This is a genomic window from Nocardioides sp. NPDC127514 (genome assembly GCF_040302125.1).
Classification (GTDB): Bacteria; Actinomycetota; Actinomycetes; order Propionibacteriales; family Nocardioidaceae; genus Nocardioides.
The window spans coordinates 124,687-144,223 of sequence record NZ_JBEORF010000005.1 but is presented as its reverse complement, the minus strand read 5'-3'; the positions used below and the strand labels follow the sequence as shown (position 1 = coordinate 144,223).

Here is a 19,537-nt window from a genome sequence, read left to right as displayed (position 1 = left end):
ACCGCCTCCCGGCATCGCTGTCCACACATACGAGACTCTTGTCCACAGATGTAGACGCATGACACAATCGCAGACGTGCCCTCCACCTCTCCCACCACGCCACTGAACGTGCTGGTGACCGAGCCGATCATGGCCCGGTTCACCGACGTACTGACCCGGAAGGGCACCTCGCCGCACACGTGGACGTTCGCGTGGGGTGACGACCCTCGGCTCGCCGAGGCCGCCGCGACGGCCGAGGTGCTGGTCTGCTCCTCGACGACGGCTGAACTGCTGGCCGCGATGCCCCGGCTCCGGCTGGTGCACGTGACCGGTGCCGGCGTGGACAGGATCCCGCTCGACGCGCTGCCAGGTGACGTACGTCTGGCCAACACCTACCACCACGGCCGCTCCATCGCCGAGCACGTGGTGATGGTGTCGATGATGCTGCTGCGCGGCGTCCTGCGGTCCGAGGCCGACATGCGCCGCGGCGTGTGGAGCAACGCGATCGTCTCCGACGACTACCCCTTCGGCGGTGTGCTGGCCGGCCGCACCCTGGGCATCGTCGGCTTCGGCGAGATCGGCTCCAGCGTCGCCCGGCTCGGGTCGGCGATGGGGATGAAGGTCCGGGCCGTACGCCGCAACCCCGACGCCCCGCTGCCGCCGGGCGTCGAGCTGGACTGGGTCGGGCCCGACTCGGCCCTGCACGAGCTGCTGGCCGCCTCCGACGTGGTCGTCGTGACCGTGCCGCTGAGCGACGCGACCCGCGGGCTCATCGACGCCGACGCCGTCGCCGCGATGCGGCCCAGCGCCGTGCTGGTCAACGTCGCCCGCGGCGCCGTGGTCGACGAGCAGGCGCTCCACGACGCGCTCACCGCCGGCACGATCGCCGGGGCCGGCATCGACGTGTGGTGGCGCAACCCCCGCGACCCCGACGCTCCCCCGCCCTCGCACCTCGACTTCGCGAAGCTGCCGAACGTCGTGCTGACCCCGCACCAGTCGGGGCACACCGCCGAGGTGTTCGCCGGCCGCGCGCAGGACATCACCGACAACATCGACGCGCTCGCCGAGGGCCGGCCGCTGCGCAACCCGGTGGCGAGGAGCTAGCCGAGGAGCTGGTCGGCCACCAGCATGACGGCGCCGAAGATCGACACCGCGATCGCCGTACGCCGCAGCCGCACCGGCGACATCACCCGGTTGAGCAGCAGCGACAGGCCCCACCCCAGGAACGGGGCGGGCACGAGAGCGGCGGTGACCAGCAGGGTGCGCTGGTCGACGGACCCGGTGGCGGCCAGGGCGAGGAACGACAGGGCCGAGCCGACGAGGAAGAACGTGCTCATCGAGCTGCGAAGCCCGGCGCCCTCCTTCTGCTGCCACACCAGCGCCATCGGCGGACCGCCGATCGAGGTGGCAGTGCCGAGCAGTCCCGAGGCCGCCCCCGCGGCCACGAGATTGCGGCGCACCGGCCGCGGCTGCCAGCCCAGCGAGTTGAGCGCTACCCCGGTCAGCACCACAGCGGCCAGCATCAGGGCGAGACCCCGCTCGGGCAGCGCCGCGACCAGCAGCGCGCCCGCGATCGTCCCGGGCACCCGGCCGAACAGCGCCCAGCCGGTGCCACCCAGATCGATGTGCTGCCGCTCGGAGACGACGACCATGATCGTCACCACGAACGCGAGCATCACCAGCGTGCCGGGCAGCAGCGCCGGGTCGACCAGCGCGACGACGGGCGCGGCGAGCATCCCCATGCCGAAGCCGATGGACGCCTGCAGGGCCGAGGCCAGGACGACCGCGACGGCGACGAGCGCGAAGGACCCGAGCGAGAGCCCCATCAGCCCGCCTGTGCCGCGGCCAGCTCCTGCTCCTCAGCCCCCAACGGGTGGAAGCACTCCGCGGTGTGACCGCCGTCGACCGGGTCGATGGCGAGCGGCGGGAGCGCGGTGGCGCACTCGTCGGTCGCCTTCCAGCAGCGGGTCCGGAACCGGCAGCCGGACGGCGGGTTGAGCGGCGAGGGGATCTCGCCGGACAGGATGATCTGCTCGCGCCGACGCTCGTGGTCGAGCGAGGGCGCCGCCGACAGGAGCGCCCCGGTGTAGGGATGCTGAGGCCGCTCGAAGGTCGACTCGGTCTCGCCCTGCTCGACGATCCGGCCGAGGTACATCACCACGACCCGGTCGGCGACGTGCCGCACCACCGAGAGGTCGTGCGAGATGAACAGGTACGCCACGCCGAGCTCCTGCTGCAGGTCGTTGAGCAGGTTCAGCACCTGTGCCTGCACCGACAGGTCGAGCGCGGAGACCGGCTCGTCGCAGACGATCACGTCGGGGTTGAGCGCGAGCGCGCGGGCGATGCCGAGACGCTGCCGCTGGCCGCCGGAGAACTCCTGCGGATACTTCCCGGCGTCGCCGGGTCGCAGCCCGACGAGGTCCAGCAGCTCGCGCACCCGAGCCGCCCGCTCACGCGAGGTCTTGTGCAGACCGGTGTGGGTACGCCATGGCTCGCTCACGATGTCGCCCGCCGACATCCTGGCGTTGAGCGAGGCGAACGGGTCCTGGAACACCATCTGCACCCGGCGGCGGAACGCCAGCAGGTCGGCGCCCTTGGTCGTGGTCGGGTCGACCCCGTCGAAGCGTACGGAGCCACCGTCGGGTGTCTCCAGCATGAGCAGCGTGCGGGCCAGCGTGGACTTGCCGCAGCCGGACTCACCCACCAGGCCGAGGGTCTCGCCCCGGTGCAGGTCGAGGGTGACACCGTCGAGCGCTCGCAGCTCCTTGCGCTTTCCGGCGTGGCGTACCGGGAAGATCTTGGTGAGGTCGCGGACCTCGAGGAGGGGTGCGTCAGTCATCGGTTCACCTCGTCGGGGAAGTGGCAGGCGGACAGGTGGCCGGGGGCGACCTCGCGGGCCGCGGGCCGCTCCTCGCGGCAGCGGTCTCGGGCGATCGGGCAGCGGTCCTGGTAGACGCAGCCGGCCGGGATCGCGGCCAGCTCCGGCGGCGAGCCGCCGATCGACTTGAGCTCCGCACCACGCTCGGCGTGCACGGGCACAGACTCCAGCAGACCCGCGGTGTAAGGGTGCTTCGGAGCACCGAAGACCTCCTCGACCAGGCCCTGCTCGACCACGTTGCCGGCGTACATCACCACGACCCGGTCCGCCTGCTCGAAGACCAGGGCGAGGTCGTGGGTGATCAGCACGACCGCCATGTCCCGCTCCTCTCGCAGGTCCTTGAGCAGGCTCATGATCTGGGCCTGGACCGTGACGTCGAGCGCGGTGGTCGGCTCGTCGGCGAGCAGCACCGCCGGCGACAGCGCCACGCCGATCGCGATCAGCAGCCGCTGGCGCATGCCGCCGGAGAACTGGTGCGGGTAGGAGTCGACCCGGGTCTCCGGCTCGGGGATGCCGACCCGGCGCATCAGCTCGATGGCCTCCTTGCGGGCTGCCTTCTTGGACAGGCCACGGTGGATCCGGAACGGCTCGGCCAGCTGGGTGCCCACGGTGTAGACGGGGTTGAGCGCGGTGAGGGCGTCCTGGAAGACGATCGCCAGCTCCTTGCCGGCGATGTCGCGCCGGCGCCGCGCCGAGGCCGTCCGCAGGTCGGTGGTGCCACCGCCACCGGTGATGCGGACGGCACCCTCGGTCACGTCGGCGACCGGCTCCAGCAGGCCGACGACCGCGGTGGCGGTCATCGACTTGCCGCAGCCCGACTCCCCGAGCAGCGCGAGGGTCTCGCCCCGGCGTGCCTGGAAGGTCACCTTGTCGACGGCTCGGACGACACCACGGGGCGTACGGATGTCGACGCTCATGCCGTCGACGTCGAGGGCGACGGCCTTCTCGGTCAGGGTGCTGTTCACTGGGCGTCCTCCGTAACGGCCTGAGTGACGGTCGGGGCGACGGTCGCGCGGCGACGCTGCCGCCGCGGGACGGTGAGCCGCCACCGCTGAGCGGGATCGGTGGCCAGCCGCACCCAGGCGGCGAGCACCGCGGCGGACACCGTCGCGATCACGATGGCCAGGCCGGGGAAGAAGGAGAGCCACCATGCGGTCTGCAGATAGTTCTGCCCCTGGGCGACCATCAGACCCCAGCTGACGTCGGGTGCCTGGATACCGATGCCGAGGAAGCTCAGCGACGACTCGGCGAGCATGACGTAGCAGAAGTCGAGCGTGGCAACCGTCAGCAGCGTCGGCAGCACGATCGGGAAGACGTGACGGCGGATGATGCTGAAGCTCCCCGCCCCGAACGTACGGGCCGCGTCGACGAAGACCCGGCTCTGCAGCTCGGCCGACTCGGCCCGCGCGGTGCGCAGATAGATCGGGATGCGGGTGATCGCCAGCACGATGACGATGTTGCGCGGGCTGGGCGAGTAGACGTACAGGACGACGACCGCCATCAGCAGCGACGGGAAGCTCAGGATCACATCGGCGACCCGCATCACGAGGGTCTCGCGCCAGCCGCGGTGGTAGCCGGCCCACATGCCGATCACCGAGCCCACGACCAGCGAGATCAGCACCGCCGGGATGGCGACCCCGAGGGTCGTCCGGGTCGCGACGACGATCCGGGCCAGGACGCTGCGCCCGAGCGAGTCGGTGCCCAGTACGTAGAGCCAGCCGTCGAGCTCGAGCGGCGCCTTGTTGCCTCGGGTCAGGTCCTGGGCGTTGGCCTCGCTGCCGAGCAGGACCGGCCCGAAGACGGCCACGAGCAGGATGAAGCAGAGGATCACGGCGGCCACGGTCGCGACCTTGTCGCGCAGCAGCATCCGCCAGTAGCTGGTGCTCATCAGTTCTCCTCTCTCACACCATCGCCTTGTCGCGCACACGGGCGTCGAGCAGGGCGTAGCAGATGTCGATGGCGATGTTGAGCAGGAAGATCGTCACCGCGGTGAGCAGCACGGCCGCCTGCAGGATGGCGAAGTCGCGGCCGGTGATCGAGTCGATCATCAGCTTGCCGATGCCGGGCCACCCGAAGATCGACTCGACGACCACGGCACCGTTGACCAGCCCGACGGCCAGGTCGCCGGCCACGGTCAGCGCCGGGGCGGCGGCGTTTCGCAGGGCGTGGTGCGCGACGACCCGACGGCTGTCGGCACCCTTGCTGCGCGCCAGCCGGACGTACGGCGCGGACAGGGCCGCCACCATCGCACCGCGCACCACCTGGGTGAGCACGCCGACGGGGCGCAGCAGCAGGGTCGCGATCGGCAGGACCCAGGAGAGCAACCCGGCGTCGACACCCGAGGTCGGCAGCACCCCGAGCATCACCGCGAAGACCCAGACCCCCATGATGGCGAGCCAGAAGTCGGGCACGCTCGCGGCCGTCATCGACAGGAACGACGCGAACCGGTCCGCCAGCGAGTTCGGACGGTACGCAGCCCACGAGCCGATCACGACGGCGAGGACGACCGCGATGAGCATCGTGGTGATCGCCAGCTGAAGCGTCGCAGGGAAGGCCCGCAACGCCATCGCGGCCGCGGACTCACCCGTGCTCAGCGACGTGCCGAAGTCGAGGCGGAGGATGCCTTGGAGGTAGTCGATCAGCTGCTGCCAGACCGGCAGATCGAGGCCGTTGACCGCGCGGAAGGTCTCCTTCTGGGCCTCGGTGGCGTTCTCCGGCAGGTACAGGCTGGCCGGGTCGCCGGTGAGGCGGGCGAGGAAGAACACCCCGAGCAGCACCACGACGAGCGGCAGCAGCGAGGTGAGGGCTCGCTTGCGGAGGAACGTCACCATGGATGACCTCCTGGGTGAGTCGCGGCCGGGATCACTTGGCCGGCTTCATCTCGGTCACGCGCATCTCGTCGCCGGTCGCCGAGTTGGGCTCGTACTCGACGTTCTCCGACTCGCCGATGATCCCGGTCATGTGCGCGATGTAGGCGAACTGCGAGACCTTCTCCGGCTCGTCGGCGAAGATGCCGGCGAAAGCGGCCTGGCGGTCATCGCCCTCGGCCTTGTCGGCGGCCTCGATCTGGGCGTCGAACTCCGGGGTGCCGAACGTCGACTGGGCGCCGTCGCTGAGCATGTACTGGTCGACGGAGAACTGGGCGTCACCGGCCTGGTTGCCGTGCTGGACGAGGATGATGTACGGCCCGGTGTTCTTCGGGAACGGACGGGACTGGTACTCGACCGACGCGGCAGTGTCCATCATCTCGATCGAGACGTTGAGACCGATGTCCTCGAGCGCCTTCTGGACGACCTCGACGGTCTCGCCGACCTTGGGGAAGAGGCCGTTGCGAGAGATCAGCCGGATCTTGGTGTCGGTCGGCACTCCGTCGGCCTTCGCCTCGGCGATGAGGGACTTGGCCTTCTCCGGGTCGTAGGGCCACGCCTCCAGATCCGGGTTGTGGCCCACGACGCCCTCGGGCACCAGCTGGGAAGCGACGTCCGCGTAGCCCTCGAAGAGGCTGTCGACGATCGACTCGCGGTCGATCGCGTAGTTGATCGCCTGGCGCACCCGGATGTCGTCGAGCGGAGCGTACGTCCCGGTCGACCGCAGCGCGGTCGTCTCGTTGTTCGGGTAGCGGACCGCGGCGTCCCCGGAGAGGTCCTCGGGCGCGAGCCCGGTGGCGATGTCGGCCTCGTTGTTGGTGATCATGGCGGCGCGTACGCTGCCCTCCTCACGCCACTGGTACTCCGCCTTCTTGAAGGCGGGGGCGTCGCCCCAGTAGGTGTCGTTGACCGCGAGGGTCAGCTTGGTGCCGTTCTGCCAGTCCTCGATCTTGTAGGGACCGGTGCCGATCGGCTCGCGCACCTTGGCGGTGTCGCTGGTCGATGCGGGCACGACCTCGATGAAGGAGAGGCGCAGCGGCAGGATCGGGTCGGCTTCGGCGGTGGTCACCTCGAGGTGGGTGGCGTCGGCGGCCTTGACCTGGAGGTCGTCGTCACCGAAGACGTACCCCTCGACGTTGCAGCCGAAGGTGCCGTTGACCGCGCGGTCGATGGAGTGCGCGGCGGCCTCGGCGTCGAACGCGGAGCCGTCGGAGAACTTCACGCCCTCGCGGAGGGTGAAGGTCCATGTGGTCGGCTCGGTCTGCTCCCACTCGGTGGCGAGCAGCGGCTGCAGCTCACCGGAGGCAGGGTCGCGCTCGACCAGCGGCTCGGTGATGTTGGAGCGCACCACGACGCCCGTCGAGGTCAGGTTGGCATCGCAGGGTTCGAGGGTCGGCGGCTCCTGCGGGAGCACGATCCGGACCGTGTCTCCGGCCGCGCCGGCACTGTCGGAGTTGGCGACGCCACACGCCGAGAGGGTGAGCGAGACAGCCATGAGCGAGGCGCTTGCAAGTCCGAAACGGGACCGCAGCGAGGGACGAAAGTTCATGCGACTGTTCCTCCAGTCGATCGGCGACATCTACATATGTGGACGTCGTTGTCATTCGTGGATGAACCGTACGAGCGAGTTTTGTGTGACGTCAAGCACGTCAGGCAATGCCCATAGGGCATCGAACGATGCCGTCACGATGTTGGACGCGTATCGCTTCCGCTACCTAGCCTCGGGATCTCCGACGTCGTCGAACCCCTTGAGGAGACCCCATGGGCCGCTACTCCCCCACCGAGCTCCGTGACGCCCTCGGCGCCGGCCTGCTGTCGTTCCCGGTGACGCACGCGACCGCCGACTACGCCTTCGACGAGGACGGCTACCGCGCCCATCTGCAGCACCTCGACGGCTTCGAGGTCGCCGGCCTCTTCGCCGCCGGCGGCACCGGTGAGTTCTTCTCACTGACCCACGACGAGGTGTCCCGGGTCCTGCGAGCAACCGTCGAGGAGGTCGGAGACGGCACCCCGGTGATGGGCGCGGCCGGCTACGGCACCTCCCAGGCCGTCGCGATGGCGCAGCGGGCCGAGGCGGACGGCGCCGACGGCATCCTGCTGCTGCCGCCCTACCTCACCGAGCTGCCGGGTCGTGGCCTGTACGAACACGTCGCCCGCGTCTGCTCGGCGACCTCGCTCGGCGTGATCGTCTACCACCGCGCCAACGCCCGCTACGACGCCGACACCGTCGTCCGTCTCGCCGAGGAGTTCCCGAACCTCATCGGCTTCAAGGACGGCGTCTGCGACATCGACCTGCTCGCCACGCTCAACGCGCGCCTCGGCGACCGCCTGCTCTACGTCGGAGGCCTGCCCACTGCCGAGACGTACGCCCTGCCCTATCTGGAGCTCGGCGTCAGCACCTACTCCTCGGCGATCTTCAACTTCGCGCCGCAGTGGGCGGTCGAGTTCTACACGGCCGTACGCAACCGCGATCGCGACGACGTGCTCGCCCGGCTCCGCGACTTCGTGGTCCCCTATATCGCGATCCGCGACCGCGGAGCCGGCTATGGCGTCTCGATCGTCAAGGCCGGTCTCACCGCCGCCGGCCGTCCGGCCGGTCCCGTACGTCCCCCGCTGACCGACCTCACCGAGCACGAGCTGGCGGAGCTGACCGCACTCGTCAAGACCGTCATCTGACAGCCACTCGACCGACAGGAGCAACCGTGACCCGCCGCATCCTCCAGGTAGGACCGCTCAAGCCGTCGCTGGCCGAGACCCTCACCGACCGCTACGACGCCCTGGTGCTGCCCGACGACGACAGCCGCGCCGCCTTCCTCGCCGAGCACGGGCCCTCGATCGGCGCCGTGGTGACCACCGGGCGTACCGGCGTACCGGCCGAGCTGATGGCCCAGCTGCCCGCACTCGGCGCCGTGATCAACTTCGGGGTCGGCTACGACACCACCGACGTCGAGACCGCGGCTGCACGTGGCGTGCTGGTCTCCAACACCCCCGACGTGCTGACCGACTGCGTGGCCGACACCGCGATCGGCCTCGCCATCGACACCCTGCGCCAGCTCAGCGCGGCCGACCGGTTCGTACGCCGCGGCGACTGGCCGCAGGCCGGCAACTTCCCGCTGACCCGCAATGTCTCGGGCAAGCGGGTCGGGATCCTGGGTCTGGGCCGGATCGGCCAGGCCATCGCGACCCGCTTCGAGGCCTTCGGCTGCCCGATCTCCTACCACTCCCGCAGCGAGGTCCCCGGCTCGCCCTACACCTACGCCGCCTCCCCCGCGCAGCTCGCCGCCGACGTCGACATCCTGGTCCTCGCCACCTCCGGCGGCAGCGGTACGCAGCACCTCGTCGACCGCAAGGTGCTCGAGGCGCTCGGGCCCGAGGGCTACCTGATCAACATCGCGCGTGGCTCCGTGGTCGACCAGGACGCGCTGGTCGAGCTGCTCCTCGACGGTGGCATCGCCGGCGCCGGCCTCGACGTCTACACCGAGGAGCCCACGGTCCCCGCGGAGCTGATGGACCTCGACAACGTGGTGCTCCTCCCGCACCTGGCGAGCGGCACCGTCGAGACGCGTGCCGCCATGGAGCAGCTGACCCTCGACAACCTCGACCGCTGGCTCGCCGACGGCACCGTCCTCACTCCGGTTCCGGAGGTGACGTCTCGGGGCGCAGCGCGATCTCGGTGATGCGGTTGCCGTTCCGGGCGGTCACCTCCAGGGTGCCGTCCCGGAGCGCCAGCACCTCCCCGACCTGCGGGATGTGCCCCAGCCGAGCGATGAGGTAGCCCGCGACGGTCTCGTAGGCGCCGTCCTCGAGCTCGATGCCGGTGGTGTCGGCGAAGTCCTCGATCGTCATCGCGCCGTCGATCCGGGATAGGTCACCGTGGTCTCGGATGCGGGCCTCGCCGTGGTCGTACTCGTCGCGGATGTCGCCGATCATCTCCTCGACGAGGTCCTCGAGGGTCACGATGCCGTCGGTGCCGCCGTACTCGTCGACCACCATCGCCAGGTGGGTGCCGCCCTCGCGCATCGTGGCAACCGACGGGATCACCCGCTTGCTCCCGGGCAGCGAGAGCACCGGACGAGCGACGTCGCGGATCGTGCGCTGGTCGGTGGCGACGACACCGAGCAGGTCGCGTACGTGCAGGAACCCGAGGATGTCGTCGAAACCCTCCCCGGTCACCGGATAGCGGGAGTAGGGCAGGTCACGCACGGTCTCGGCAGCCGCGGGAAGCGGCATCGAGGCAGGCATGAAGGTGACGTCGCCGCGCGGACGCATCACCTCCCTCAGCGTCGTCTCGGTGGTGGCGAAGACGTCACGGAGGATCCGGCGCTCCTCCTCCTCGAGGTCCGTGTTGGTGGAGACCATCTCGCGCAGCTCCTCCTCCGAGACCTGCTCGGCCGAGGCCTTGGGGTCACCGCCGAGCAGCCGTACGACGGCATCGGTGGAGACCGAGAGCAGCCAGATCACCGGCCGCATCACGGTGGCGAACCTGTCCAGCACGGGCGCGACGGCCAGCGAGATGCCGGCGGCCTTCTGCAGCGCCAGCCGCTTGGGCACCAGCTCGCCCAGCACCAGGGAGAGGTAGGCGATGAACAGGGTCAGCACGATCAGCGCCGTGGTCTCGGCCAGTGCCTCGGTCAGGCCGAGACGCTCAAGGTAGGGCGCGACGTCGGGAGCGATCGCCGACCCGCCGTAGGCCGCGGAGAGGAAGCCCGCGACGGTGACGCCGATCTGCACTGCGGCCAGGAAGCGGTTGGGGTCGCGGGCCACCTCGGCCACCCGTGCGCCACGTGGGCCCTTGCGCTCGAGCGCGGTCAGCTGGCTCTCCCGCAGCGACACCAGCGCCAGCTCGGTCGCGGCGAACACGCCGCCGACCAGTACGAACACCAGCACCAGCCCGAGGCTGAGGAATGTCTGGCTGTCCATCAGGCCCGCTCACCATCCGATCGGAATCCAGGTGAGCGGTAGGAACTTCGAGGCCTCTTCACACCGATGAATCTACAGGCGCGTCTCTCCTGCGATGGTTTCGAAGTGCCCGCTTGTCGAGCTTGCCCACCGTGTTCTTCGGCAGAGCGTCCAGCACATGGATCGCGGTGGGTCGCTTGTAGCCGCTGAGCTGCTCCCGGCACCTCGCCATCAGGGCCGTGACGTCGACCGTCGCGCCCGGGCGGGCCTGGACGAAGGCGACGACGACCTCGCCCCACTTCTCGTCGGGCAGACCGATCACCGCGACCTCGAGGACGGTCGGGTCGCCGGCGAGGACGTCCTCGATCTCCTTCGGGTAGATGTTCTCGCCACCTCGGATGATCATCTCCTTGGACCGGCCGACGATGGTGAGGTAGCCGTCCTCGTCGACGCGGCCGAGGTCGCCGGTGGAGAGCCAGCCGTCGCTGATCACCGCGTCGGTGTCGTCCGGACGGCCCAGGTATCCGCGCATGACGTTGGCTCCGCGGACGCTGACCTCGCCGGTCTCGCCCGGCGGCACCGGCTTGCCGTCAGCGCCGAGGATACGCAGCTCCTGGCCGGGGAACGGCAGCCCGACGGTTCCTGCCTTGCGCGGGCCGCCGACCGGGTTGATGGTCGAGCCACAGGTGGCTTCGGAGAGTCCGTAGCCCTCGATGAGCGGGAAGCCGAAGCGGTCCTCGAACCGGGCGAGCAGGTCAGCCGATGCCGGGGCGGCACCGCAGACCGCGAACCTGACCGAGCTGGTGTCGGGCCGTACGTCATCGGGCAGCGCGGCGAGCATGCTGTAGATCGTGGGCACCGCGGAGAAGAACGTCGGGCGCTCCTTCTCGACGGTGTCGAAGAACGGGTGCGGGCTGAACCGGTCGGCGATGACGACGCTGGCACCGACGAGGAGCGGGGTGAGGATGCTGACGACGATGCCGTTGACGTGGAAGAGCGGCAGGATGAGTAGGCAGCGGTCCTCGGGACCGACCTCGAGCGCATCGCGCCCCATCGCCGTCATGGCATCCAGGTTGGCGTGGTCGAGCATCACCCCCTTGGGTACGCCGGTGGTGCCCGAGGTGTAGATGAGCAGGGCCAGGAGCGCACTGTCCACGACCGGCGGCACGGACTCCTCCTGTATCGGCTCCCGACGCAGGTCGGAGACCGAGAGGGCGGGTACGTCACCGACCGGGTGGGCGCCGTCTTCGACGACGTGCAGCCTCGCGCCCGAGTCGTCGAGCTGCCGGGCGACCTCGGCGTCGGTCAGGGCCGGGTTGACCGGTGTGATGGTCGCTCCCAGCCGCCACGCTGCGAAGAGCAGTACGACGAACTCGACGCGGTTGGTGAGCTTGAGCGCGACGACGTCCCCGGCGCCGATGCCGAGCTCGGCGAGATGTGCCGCGCCGGCACGGACCAGGTCGAGGAGCTCGGCGTTGCTGAGCCGCTGGGACGAGTCGGCGATGGCCGGACCGGCCGGGTTGTCGGTGGCGCGCCGGTCGATGATGGTGGAGAACGTCATGGATCAGGCCTTCAGGTGACGGGTGAGGAACTCGGTCTGGTCGGCGACGACGGTCTCGAACGCGTCGCCGAGGTAGATGTCGAAGTGGCCGGCGTCGTACCGCTTGATCTCGCCGCGAGGCGCCGTGCGCGCGTAGGCGAGCGTCTCCTCGGGCGGCGTGACGGAGTCGTGGTCGCAGATGCAGAAGAGGATCGGCATCCGTACGTCCTTGGCGACCTTGCCCGGACGGTGCCGGGTGATGGTGGGGGCGACGCGAGCGGTCACCTCGTTGACGAAGCCGGCTCCATCCGGGACGAGAGCGAGGTAGCCCGGCAGTGCGTCCGGGGCGGTCATCAGCGCCTTCTCCCCCGGCGCTCCGGCGAGCGTGATGAGCACCGGGTCTCGACGCAGGGTCGCGGCGACGAGGTCGCGAGCGACGGTGGGCAGCAGCCGCATCGTGCCGACCGGGCCTAGAGCCCGAGCCGACGCGAGACCGTCGGTGAACGGGCACTGGGACACCGCCGCTCGCAGCTCCGGATGGCGCGAGGCGACGACGATGGCATGACCGCCGCCGAACGAGCTCCCCCAGACCGCGACGCGCGTGCCGTCCACGTCGGAGCGCCCTGTGACGTGCGCGATGGCGGCGTCCCAGTCGGCCAGCTGGCGCTTGATCGACAGCAGCTGCCGGGGCTGGCCGGTGGAGTCACCGAAGTGGCGATAGGTGAAGGCCAGTGCCGCGATCCCGGCCTGGGCGAATCGCTCGGCGAACGCGTCCAGGCGCATCTCCCGGGTGGCGCCCAGACCGTGCCCGAGGATCACGACCGGAGGGTTGGTGACGCCGTCGGGGAGGAAGAGCCAGGCCGCACAGGTGTCCCCGGCCGATTCGAAGCTGACGTCGTGGCGGCTGACTGTGGTGGTCATCGGGCACTCTCCTTCGCGGCGCCCGCACCACGCGTCGTACCGGCTCGGAGCACTTCCTCGAAGACTCCGGGCTGGTACAGCGGCAGCTCACCGGCGGCCTCTGTGTTGGCCATGTAGTCGAGCATCAGCTCCTGGCCGATGTCGGAGAGGGCGGTGGCGAGGAACTCGGCGCGCTCGATGTGCAGCCCCTCCTCCAGGCTCGCCGAGCCGCCGAAGTAGACCGATCGCTTGATCGCCGCCCGCGACGCCTTCGGCCGCGACCCCAGGTGCTCGGCCAGCTCGATCGCTCGGTCGAGCAGCCGATCGGGCGCCACCACCTCATCCACCGCGCCGATCTCCAGGGCCCGGCCCGGGGTGAACGGCTCACCAGACAGGATCGCCAGCAGCGCCTTGTGGTTGCCCACCAGGCGCGGGAGCCGCTGGCTGCCGCCTCCGCCGGGCATGATCCCGAGCAGGACCTCCGGCTGACCGAGGACGTAGTCCCCCTCGGCCATGACCCGCAGGTCGTTGGCCCAGCTGAACTCCGCTCCGAGACCGAGCGCCGACCCGTTCAGGGCCGCGACGAAGACGACGCCGCTGCGGTTCATCTTCAGGAACGTCTGGTGCACCCGCTCCAGCTGGACCGCCGGCCACAGCGGCGTCTTGCCGAGCGCTGCCTTCAGCCCGCCGGCCCGGTTCACACCGCGCGCCGTGTGGGCGAGGGCGGAGGCGCCCCGGACGCCGACCGACGGGACGGTGGCCCCGCCCTCCTGCAGCCAGCGCACCTCGGCGTGCGAGACGAAGCGGTCCGGGTGGGTGCCGGTGAACACGACCGCTTGGATCGCCGGATCGCCGTCCGCGCGGTCGACGAGCGCGTCGAGCTGCTCGGCGATGTCGTTGCCGAACAGTCCCAGCGGGCCGCCGTCGACGCGCGCGACCAGCACCGCGCCACGGTCCTCGATCTCGAGGTTGCCTCGTACTTCTTCTGTCATGACCGGTCTCCGTTGCCAGTGCGGTGAGGGTGTTCGTGCGACCCTTGTCCTCACGACGATAACGAAGTTATTCTGATGCCACAACCCCGAGGAGCCGCCGTGAACAGCACCACCCATCCCCCGCTGGACCATGACTGGGTCGTCGTCGGGTCGGGCTTCGGCGGGAGCGTCGCCGCCCTGCGACTGGCCGAGAAGGGTCACCGGGTCGCCGTCCTCGAGCGCGGCCGCGCGTACGCCGACGACGAGCTGCCCGCATCGGCATCCGATCGCCGCCGCTTCGTCTGGGCACCGGCGGTCGGGCTGCGCGGGATCATGCGCAACGTGCTCTTCCGCCACGTGTTCAGCTCCACCCAGACCGGGGTCGGTGGCGGCAGCCTCGTGTACGGCGGCGTCCTGTTCCGCCCGCACGAGGACTTCTTCGCCGACCCCCAGTGGCCGGGACCGGCCCGCTGGGAGGAGGTCCTCGAGCCTCACTACGCCACCGCGGAGCGGATGCTCGGGGCACGCACGACGCCGTGGGAGTCGGTGACGAGCGACCTGACCCGCGAGGTCGCCGAGCGGTTCGGCGGCAGCTTCTCCGCGGCGCCGGTCGGGGTCTTCTTCGGCGAGCCGGGCGTCACGGTTCCGGATCCCTACTTCGGCGGCGAGGGCCCGGACCGCACCGGCTGCACCCGATGCGGGCAGTGCATGACCGGGTGCCGCACCGGCGCCGCCAACCGGCTCACCAAGAACTACCTCTGGTTCGCCGAGAAGCACGGTGCCCAGGTGTTCGCGGAGCGCGAGGTGGTCGACGTGACTCCGCTCGGCGCGGCCGATGGGAGCGACGGCTATCGGATCACCATCCGCGGTTCCGGAGGCCGGGGCGGCCGCCGCACGAGCATCACTACGCGCGGGGTCGTGTTCGCCGCCGGCGCGGTGGGCACCAACGCCCTCCTCGCGGACTGCAAGCACCGCGGAGCACTTCCCGCGCTCAGCGATCGCCTGGGCCACCTCGCGCGTACGAACAGCGAGGCCGTGCTCTCCGTCCTGCTCCCCGAGGACATCGGCACCTGGCGCGACGTCACCGCGAGCAGCCGGGTGGTCCTCGACGGCGACACCCAGATCGAGTTCCTCACCTACGGGCCGCGAGGCGACTTCATGCGCCTGATGTTCACACTCCTGGTGGGCGAGGGCCGGGGCGTACGTCGCCTGTCGGCCTGGCTCCGCACCGTGGTGCGCCACCCACGGCGCTGGCTCTCGACGATGCGATCGGGCTGGTCGGCACGGACCTTGATGATGTTGGTCATGCAGCCGCGGGACAACGCGATCCGGTTCGTCGCGAGGAGGCGACTGTTGGGGCGGGGATACCGGCTCACCACCGGGCGCGACGCCGGACGGCCCGCGCCGACGTACATCGAGGCAGGGCACCGAGTCGCGACGTGGCTGGCCCAACGCACCGGAGGCGTCGCGCAGAGCAGCGTCTTCGAGGTGTTCGGCAACCGGCCGATGACCGCCCACGTGCTCGGCGGCGCCGTGGTCGGCACGAGCCCGGCGACCGGAGTCGTCGACGCCGACCTGCAGGTGTTCGGCTACCGGAACATGGTCGTCTGCGACGCCGCCGCCCTTCCGGCCAACCCCGGTGTGAACCCGGCGCTGACGATCACGGCGCTGGCAGAGCACGCCATGTCACACATCCCAGCCGCCGGTTTGGGACGATGACAGCCATGTCGAGGAATCCCACGGTGACGGACGGCCCCTCCAACGGGATCCCGGAGCGACTCATCGCCGCCGCCGTCACGATGCTCGCCGAGGAGGGCCCCTCGGCCATCAAGGCCAGGACGGTCGCCGCGAAGGCCGGCATGTCGAGCATGGTCGTCTACAACTACTTCGGCGGCGTACCTGAGCTGCTCGGTGCCGTGGTGGACCACGGCTTCGACCAGCTGGGCGAGGCGTTCGCTCAGATCGGTGCCGGCGAGGACCCCATCGCCGACCTGTTCACGATGGCACTGACCACGCTGTCCTACGCACAGGCGAACCCACACCTGTACGACGCCATGTTCGGCCTCTCCACCCGGGCGACCTACCGACCCACCCCCAAGGGCGAGCGGCGAGCCGGCCACTCCCCCGCGTTCAACGCCGCCTACGCGCATGTTGTCGAGGCGACCACCCGGTTGAGCACCACCGGCGACCTCACCATCGACAACCCGAGGGCCGCCGCCGGAGCCATGTGGAGCTACGTCCACGGCTACATCACCCTCGACCTGGCCAACCACTTCGTCGAGTTCGCCGACCCGGTTCGAGAGGTGCTGGTCCCGATGGGCGTCACGTTCTGTGTCGGTCTCGGCGCCGACCCCGCCGCGGCCCTCGCCTCGCACGAGACGGCGCTCCGGCGAGCCTGGCACCCATGCCTCTGACCCTCCTTCAGACTCCGTTGAGCGCTTCGTCCAGTGCCGCGATCTGGGCCTTGACGAAGGCTCGGGAGACGGGAGGCTTGGCTTCGATGGAGTCGAAGTTGTGGTACGCACCCGGGACCACGTGAAGGGTGCAGTCGACTCCGGCCTCCTGCAGGCGCCGGGAGTAGGCGACGTCCTCGTCATGGAAGAGGTCGTTGGTGCCGACGCCGATCCATGCGGGCGGCAGCCCGGAGAGGTCCTCGTAGCGGGACGGCGCTGCCAGCGGGGAGACCTCGCCGCCCGGTGCGCCGAGGTAGGCACTCCAGCCGAACCGGTTGCTGGCCGGGCTCCAGATGCGTAGGCGGCGCGGGTCGATGTCGGTGCGGGTCGTCGTCCTGTCATCCAGCATCGGGTAGGACATCAGCTGCAGGACCGGACAGATGTCGCCGCGTTCCTGCGCCAACAGCGTCAGTGCGGCGGCCAGGCCGCCGCCGGCGCTCTGCCCGCCGACGGCGATGCGTGTCGGGTCGACGTCGGGCTGGCTCGCGAGCCACTGCAGCGCGGTGTAGCAGTCCTCCAGCGGGGTCGGGAACGGGTGCTCGGGAGCGAGCCGGTATTCGACCGAGACGACCACGACGTCCAGCTCGTCGGCGACCCGGCGGCAGAACGCGCGGTCCTGCCCCGCGTCGCCGAGCACCATTCCGCCGCCATGGATCCACAGCAGCGCCGGCATCCGAGGCCGAGCCGTTGCCGGCCGGAAGACGTGCACGGACACGTTGTCGTCCACGGCGACGACCTGCGCGTCGGGCCGCCGGGTACGCGCGGAGAGCTTGGTGAGGCGACGGAGCGTCGGAAGCGTACGAGCCGTGATGATCGTGCGCGGAAGGAACCGCGCGACCCGCAGCTGCGGATGGAAGGTCTGCTCGCGGGTCATCGGCCGACCTCGGCGTCCACCAGGGACAACGCATTGCGGAGGCCCTGCTCGAGGAGGTCGTCGGCGAGCTGCCGGTCGGCCAGCGCACGAGAGAGCTGGAGCGTCCCGGCCATCAGGCCGAGGAGACTGAGCGCCTTCACGCGGGCCGAGGGCGGGTCGTCGGGTGCCATCCGCGCCGCGAGGCCGTCGATGACGACCAGCACGCCTTCTGTGTACGCCTGCCTGGTCGCCTCCTCACTGCGCGCGATCTCGTCGAGGAGGGCGGCGTTGGGGCAGCCGTCGACCGGGTTGTCCCGATGCTCGGCCGACAGGTACCAGCGCACGATCTGCTCCAGGCCGGCCTTGCCCGGCTCCGCCTGCTCGACGATGTTGGCGTGCAGCGTGTGCAGCTGGTCGGTGATCGCCTCCGTGACGAGGCTGTCCTTGGACTCGAAGTGGCGGTAGAACGCGCCGTTGGTCAGGCCCGCGTCCTTCATCAGCGTCGCGACCCCGGAGCCGTCGATGCCGTCACGCTTGAGCCGTCGACCGGCGGTCGCGATGATCCGCTGCCGGGTCTCCTGCTTGTGTTCTTCCGTGTAGCGCACCATCGTCTCAGCTCGGCATCCGGTTGAACTTGCGGATGACGCGGTCGAAGCTGCGCGCCGGGGCGATGCGGTGCACCGCGTTGATGGTCCGGGCGGTCGAGCCGGCCGTACGCCGCAGCTTCGGGTTGCGGTCGGTGGCCGCCCCGACGATCACCTTGGCGACGACCGCGGGGTCGTCGCCGCTGCTGAGGTTCTTCGTGATCAGCTCGTCGTAGTTGCGCCGTCCCGCCGCGTAGAGCGGCATGGGGGTGTCCGCCTCGACGCTGTGGCCTGCGAACGGGGTGTTGATCGGGCCGGGCTCGACGAGCAGGACCCGGACGCCGTACTCGCGCACCTCGTGGTCCAGCGACTGGGAGTAGCCCTCGACCGCGTGCTTGGTCGCCACGTAGACGGTCATGAACGGGCTGGGGACGAAGCCGCTGAGCGAGGAGATGTTGATGATGCGCCCGGTGCGCTGAGCGCGCATGTGCGGCAGGACCGCCTTGGTCATCCGCATGACGCCGTAGACGTTGATGTCGAAGATGTCCTGCGTCTGGCCGATCGAGAACTCCTCGCCCGCACCCGTCGACCCGACTCCGGCGTTGTTGACGAGGACGTCGATACGCCCGAACCGGTCGATGACCTGCTCGACCGCCGAGGCGACCGAGTCATCGCTGGTCACGTCGAGGTCGAGGTACGTCACCCCCGTGGGCGCGGTGAGTCGCGCGGTGTTGCGGCTGGTGCCGATCACCTGGAAGCCCGCCGCGACCAGCGCGATCGCGGTGGCCTTGCCGATGCCTGAGGATGCGCCCGTCACGAGCGCGACCTGCGGAGTTGTTGTCATCATGGGTTCCTGACGTTTGGGATTACGTTCATACGACAATAGCACGTGGGATGACGATCGTATTCCCAAACATCTGGGCCTGTGCCCGACTGGGCGCGCGGCTGACGGCACAATGGCGGTGTGAGCCACGACTATCTGCCCCCTGAGGCCCTCGAGCGTCCTGCTGGGCGGCGCAAGGTCGACGAGCAGCGTCGCTCTGATCTCCTGGCTCAGATCGAGGCGATCCTGCTCGAGGAGGGCTTCGCCAAGCTCAGCATGGACGAGCTGGCCACGCGGCTGCGCTGCTCGAAGTCGACGCTGTACGGCGTCGGCGGCTCCAAGAACGACCTCGTCTCGCTGGTGGTCAAGCGGTTCTTCGAGTCCGCGACGGAGCGGATCGAGGAGGAGACCGCGGCCGAGAGCGACCACCGCCGCAAGATCAAGGTCTACCTCCACGGCGTCGGCCGGGAGATGGGGCGGCACTCGGCCGCCTTCTACGACGACATGGTCACCTACCGCGCGGCGGCGGACATCTATGCCTTGAACTCCGCGGCCGCCGCACGCCGAGTGCACGAGATGATCGACGACGGCGTACGCGCCGGCCAGTTCCGCGGCGTCGACGCGGCCCTGGCCTCCGAGCTCGTGGTGCTCGCGATCGACGGAGTCCGCTCGGGGCGCCTGCTGCGGCGTACCGGTCTGAGCGCCGGCCAGGCGTTCGCCGAGATCGGCGACATCCTGCTGGACGGCCTCCAGTACCAGTCGGAGTAGCCCTGTGCTCCTGCCCGCGGGC

19 protein-coding genes are annotated in these 19,537 nt (G+C 70.1%); 6 read left to right on the top strand and 13 right to left on the bottom strand.

Annotated features, from left to right (window positions below; all coding sequences use genetic code 11):
- The first annotated feature begins 75 nt into the window (after nucleotides 1-75).
- A complete protein-coding gene (locus tag ABTX24_RS05700) occupies nucleotides 76-1,083 on the top strand; it encodes a 2-hydroxyacid dehydrogenase (protein WP_350838030.1) in 1,008 nt (335 codons plus the stop codon).
- Here the strand turns inward: ABTX24_RS05700 and ABTX24_RS05695 are convergent.
- The 6 genes from ABTX24_RS05695 to ABTX24_RS05670 are packed head-to-tail and all read right to left on the bottom strand — an operon-like array spanning nucleotide 1,080 to nucleotide 7,273.
- The gene (locus ABTX24_RS05695; protein ID WP_350713053.1) at nucleotides 1,080-1,805 is read right to left on the bottom strand and encodes a sulfite exporter TauE/SafE family protein; all 726 of its coding nucleotides are present in this window, start codon (nucleotides 1,803-1,805) and stop codon (nucleotides 1,080-1,082) included. The two genes, ABTX24_RS05700 and ABTX24_RS05695, sit on opposite strands and share 4 nt — an antisense overlap.
- Nucleotides 1,805-2,818, bottom strand: coding sequence for an ABC transporter ATP-binding protein (locus tag ABTX24_RS05690; RefSeq protein WP_350838028.1), 1,014 nt, complete (start codon nucleotides 2,816-2,818; stop codon nucleotides 1,805-1,807). Before ABTX24_RS05690 ends, ABTX24_RS05695 begins: the two co-directional genes overlap by 1 nt.
- Nucleotides 2,815-3,774: an ABC transporter ATP-binding protein gene (locus ABTX24_RS05685; protein WP_350838110.1), complete on the bottom strand. Its 960-nt coding sequence runs from the start codon at nucleotides 3,772-3,774 to the stop codon at nucleotides 2,815-2,817. Before ABTX24_RS05685 ends, ABTX24_RS05690 begins: the two co-directional genes overlap by 4 nt.
- 44 nt (nucleotides 3,775-3,818) lie before the next feature.
- A complete protein-coding gene (locus ABTX24_RS05680) occupies nucleotides 3,819-4,745 on the bottom strand; it encodes an ABC transporter permease (RefSeq protein ID WP_350838026.1) in 927 nt (308 codons plus the stop codon).
- Nucleotides 4,746-4,758: 13 nt separating this feature from the next.
- On the bottom strand, nucleotides 4,759-5,688 hold the full coding sequence (locus ABTX24_RS05675; protein WP_350838024.1) for an ABC transporter permease: 930 nt from the start codon (nucleotides 5,686-5,688) through the stop codon (nucleotides 4,759-4,761).
- A gap of 31 nt (nucleotides 5,689-5,719) precedes the next feature.
- On the bottom strand, nucleotides 5,720-7,273 hold the full coding sequence (locus ABTX24_RS05670; RefSeq protein ID WP_160027950.1) for an ABC transporter substrate-binding protein: 1,554 nt from the start codon (nucleotides 7,271-7,273) through the stop codon (nucleotides 5,720-5,722).
- A 212-nt stretch (nucleotides 7,274-7,485) separates the two neighbouring features.
- Between ABTX24_RS05670 and kdgD the strand changes: the two genes are divergently transcribed.
- Together kdgD and ABTX24_RS05660 are read left to right on the top strand one after the other, a co-directional pair.
- The gene (kdgD, locus tag ABTX24_RS05665) at nucleotides 7,486-8,400 is read left to right on the top strand and encodes a 5-dehydro-4-deoxyglucarate dehydratase (protein ID WP_350838022.1); all 915 of its coding nucleotides are present in this window, start codon (nucleotides 7,486-7,488) and stop codon (nucleotides 8,398-8,400) included.
- A gap of 26 nt (nucleotides 8,401-8,426) precedes the next feature.
- Nucleotides 8,427-9,401, top strand: a complete 975-nt coding sequence (locus tag ABTX24_RS05660) for a 2-hydroxyacid dehydrogenase (RefSeq protein ID WP_350838020.1) — start codon at nucleotides 8,427-8,429, stop codon at nucleotides 9,399-9,401.
- Here the strand turns inward: ABTX24_RS05660 and ABTX24_RS05655 are convergent.
- From ABTX24_RS05655 to ABTX24_RS05640, 4 genes are read right to left on the bottom strand one after another with little or no spacing between them, the layout of a single operon-like run.
- Entirely contained in the window at nucleotides 9,352-10,644 is a 1,293-nt protein-coding gene (locus ABTX24_RS05655; RefSeq protein ID WP_350838018.1) for a hemolysin family protein, read from the bottom strand. The two genes, ABTX24_RS05660 and ABTX24_RS05655, sit on opposite strands and share 50 nt — an antisense overlap.
- Before the next feature lie 58 nt (nucleotides 10,645-10,702).
- Nucleotides 10,703-12,184 (bottom strand): class I adenylate-forming enzyme family protein, encoded by a 1,482-nt coding sequence (locus ABTX24_RS05650; RefSeq protein WP_350838016.1) that lies wholly within the window; start codon nucleotides 12,182-12,184, stop codon nucleotides 10,703-10,705.
- Between the two features lie 3 nt (nucleotides 12,185-12,187).
- A complete protein-coding gene (locus ABTX24_RS05645) occupies nucleotides 12,188-13,084 on the bottom strand; it encodes an alpha/beta hydrolase (RefSeq protein ID WP_350838014.1) in 897 nt (298 codons plus the stop codon).
- A complete protein-coding gene (locus tag ABTX24_RS05640) occupies nucleotides 13,081-14,055 on the bottom strand; it encodes an enoyl-CoA hydratase/isomerase family protein (protein ID WP_350838012.1) in 975 nt (324 codons plus the stop codon). Before ABTX24_RS05640 ends, ABTX24_RS05645 begins: the two co-directional genes overlap by 4 nt.
- Before the next feature lie 99 nt (nucleotides 14,056-14,154).
- Between ABTX24_RS05640 and ABTX24_RS05635 the strand changes: the two genes are divergently transcribed.
- Together ABTX24_RS05635 and ABTX24_RS05630 are read left to right on the top strand one after the other, a co-directional pair.
- Nucleotides 14,155-15,753, top strand: a complete 1,599-nt coding sequence (locus ABTX24_RS05635; protein ID WP_350838010.1) for a GMC oxidoreductase — start codon at nucleotides 14,155-14,157, stop codon at nucleotides 15,751-15,753.
- A 23-nt stretch (nucleotides 15,754-15,776) separates the two neighbouring features.
- On the top strand, nucleotides 15,777-16,448 hold the full coding sequence (locus ABTX24_RS05630; RefSeq protein WP_350838008.1) for a TetR/AcrR family transcriptional regulator: 672 nt from the start codon (nucleotides 15,777-15,779) through the stop codon (nucleotides 16,446-16,448).
- Nucleotides 16,449-16,455: 7 nt separating this feature from the next.
- On the opposite strand, the gene ABTX24_RS05625 is transcribed toward ABTX24_RS05630, so the two are convergent.
- The 3 genes from ABTX24_RS05625 to ABTX24_RS05615 are packed head-to-tail and all read right to left on the bottom strand — an operon-like array spanning nucleotide 16,456 to nucleotide 18,768.
- On the bottom strand, nucleotides 16,456-17,361 hold the full coding sequence (locus tag ABTX24_RS05625) for an alpha/beta hydrolase (protein ID WP_350838006.1): 906 nt from the start codon (nucleotides 17,359-17,361) through the stop codon (nucleotides 16,456-16,458).
- Nucleotides 17,358-17,948, bottom strand: coding sequence for a TetR/AcrR family transcriptional regulator (locus ABTX24_RS05620; RefSeq protein ID WP_350838004.1), 591 nt, complete (start codon nucleotides 17,946-17,948; stop codon nucleotides 17,358-17,360). The genes ABTX24_RS05625 and ABTX24_RS05620 overlap by 4 nt, the downstream gene beginning before the upstream one ends.
- A 4-nt stretch (nucleotides 17,949-17,952) precedes the next feature.
- Entirely contained in the window at nucleotides 17,953-18,768 is an 816-nt protein-coding gene (locus ABTX24_RS05615) for an oxidoreductase (RefSeq protein WP_350838002.1), read from the bottom strand.
- A 120-nt stretch (nucleotides 18,769-18,888) separates the two neighbouring features.
- On the opposite strand from ABTX24_RS05615, the gene ABTX24_RS05610 reads away from it, so the two are divergent.
- Complete coding sequence (locus ABTX24_RS05610; protein ID WP_350838000.1) at nucleotides 18,889-19,515, top strand: TetR/AcrR family transcriptional regulator; 627 nt, start codon at nucleotides 18,889-18,891, stop codon at nucleotides 19,513-19,515.
- Nucleotides 19,516-19,537 lie beyond the last annotated feature (22 nt).

What these genes read in the sequence shown, in the direction of transcription:
- ABTX24_RS05640 (WP_350838012.1), bottom strand. Translation starts at nt 14,055, where the DNA reads ATGACAGAAGAAGTACGAGGCAACCTCGAGATCGAGGACCGTGGCGCG.
- ABTX24_RS05675 (WP_350838024.1), bottom strand. Translation starts at nt 5,688, where the DNA reads ATGGTGACGTTCCTCCGCAAGCGAGCCCTCACCTCGCTGCTGCCGCTC.
- ABTX24_RS05625 (WP_350838006.1), bottom strand. Translation starts at nt 17,361, where the DNA reads ATGACCCGCGAGCAGACCTTCCATCCGCAGCTGCGGGTCGCGCGGTTC.
- ABTX24_RS05690 (WP_350838028.1), bottom strand. Translation starts at nt 2,818, where the DNA reads ATGACTGACGCACCCCTCCTCGAGGTCCGCGACCTCACCAAGATCTTC.
- ABTX24_RS05695 (WP_350713053.1), bottom strand. Translation starts at nt 1,805, where the DNA reads ATGGGGCTCTCGCTCGGGTCCTTCGCGCTCGTCGCCGTCGCGGTCGTC.
- ABTX24_RS05670 (WP_160027950.1), bottom strand. Translation starts at nt 7,273, where the DNA reads ATGAACTTTCGTCCCTCGCTGCGGTCCCGTTTCGGACTTGCAAGCGCC.
- ABTX24_RS05655 (WP_350838018.1), bottom strand. Translation starts at nt 10,644, where the DNA reads ATGGACAGCCAGACATTCCTCAGCCTCGGGCTGGTGCTGGTGTTCGTA.
- kdgD (WP_350838022.1), top strand. Translation starts at nt 7,486, where the DNA reads ATGGGCCGCTACTCCCCCACCGAGCTCCGTGACGCCCTCGGCGCCGGC.
- ABTX24_RS05680 (WP_350838026.1), bottom strand. Translation starts at nt 4,745, where the DNA reads ATGAGCACCAGCTACTGGCGGATGCTGCTGCGCGACAAGGTCGCGACC.
- ABTX24_RS05685 (WP_350838110.1), bottom strand. Translation starts at nt 3,774, where the DNA reads ATGAGCGTCGACATCCGTACGCCCCGTGGTGTCGTCCGAGCCGTCGAC.
- ABTX24_RS05620 (WP_350838004.1), bottom strand. Translation starts at nt 17,948, where the DNA reads ATGGTGCGCTACACGGAAGAACACAAGCAGGAGACCCGGCAGCGGATC.
- ABTX24_RS05615 (WP_350838002.1), bottom strand. Translation starts at nt 18,768, where the DNA reads ATGACAACAACTCCGCAGGTCGCGCTCGTGACGGGCGCATCCTCAGGC.
- ABTX24_RS05645 (WP_350838014.1), bottom strand. Translation starts at nt 13,084, where the DNA reads ATGACCACCACAGTCAGCCGCCACGACGTCAGCTTCGAATCGGCCGGG.
- ABTX24_RS05650 (WP_350838016.1), bottom strand. Translation starts at nt 12,184, where the DNA reads ATGACGTTCTCCACCATCATCGACCGGCGCGCCACCGACAACCCGGCC.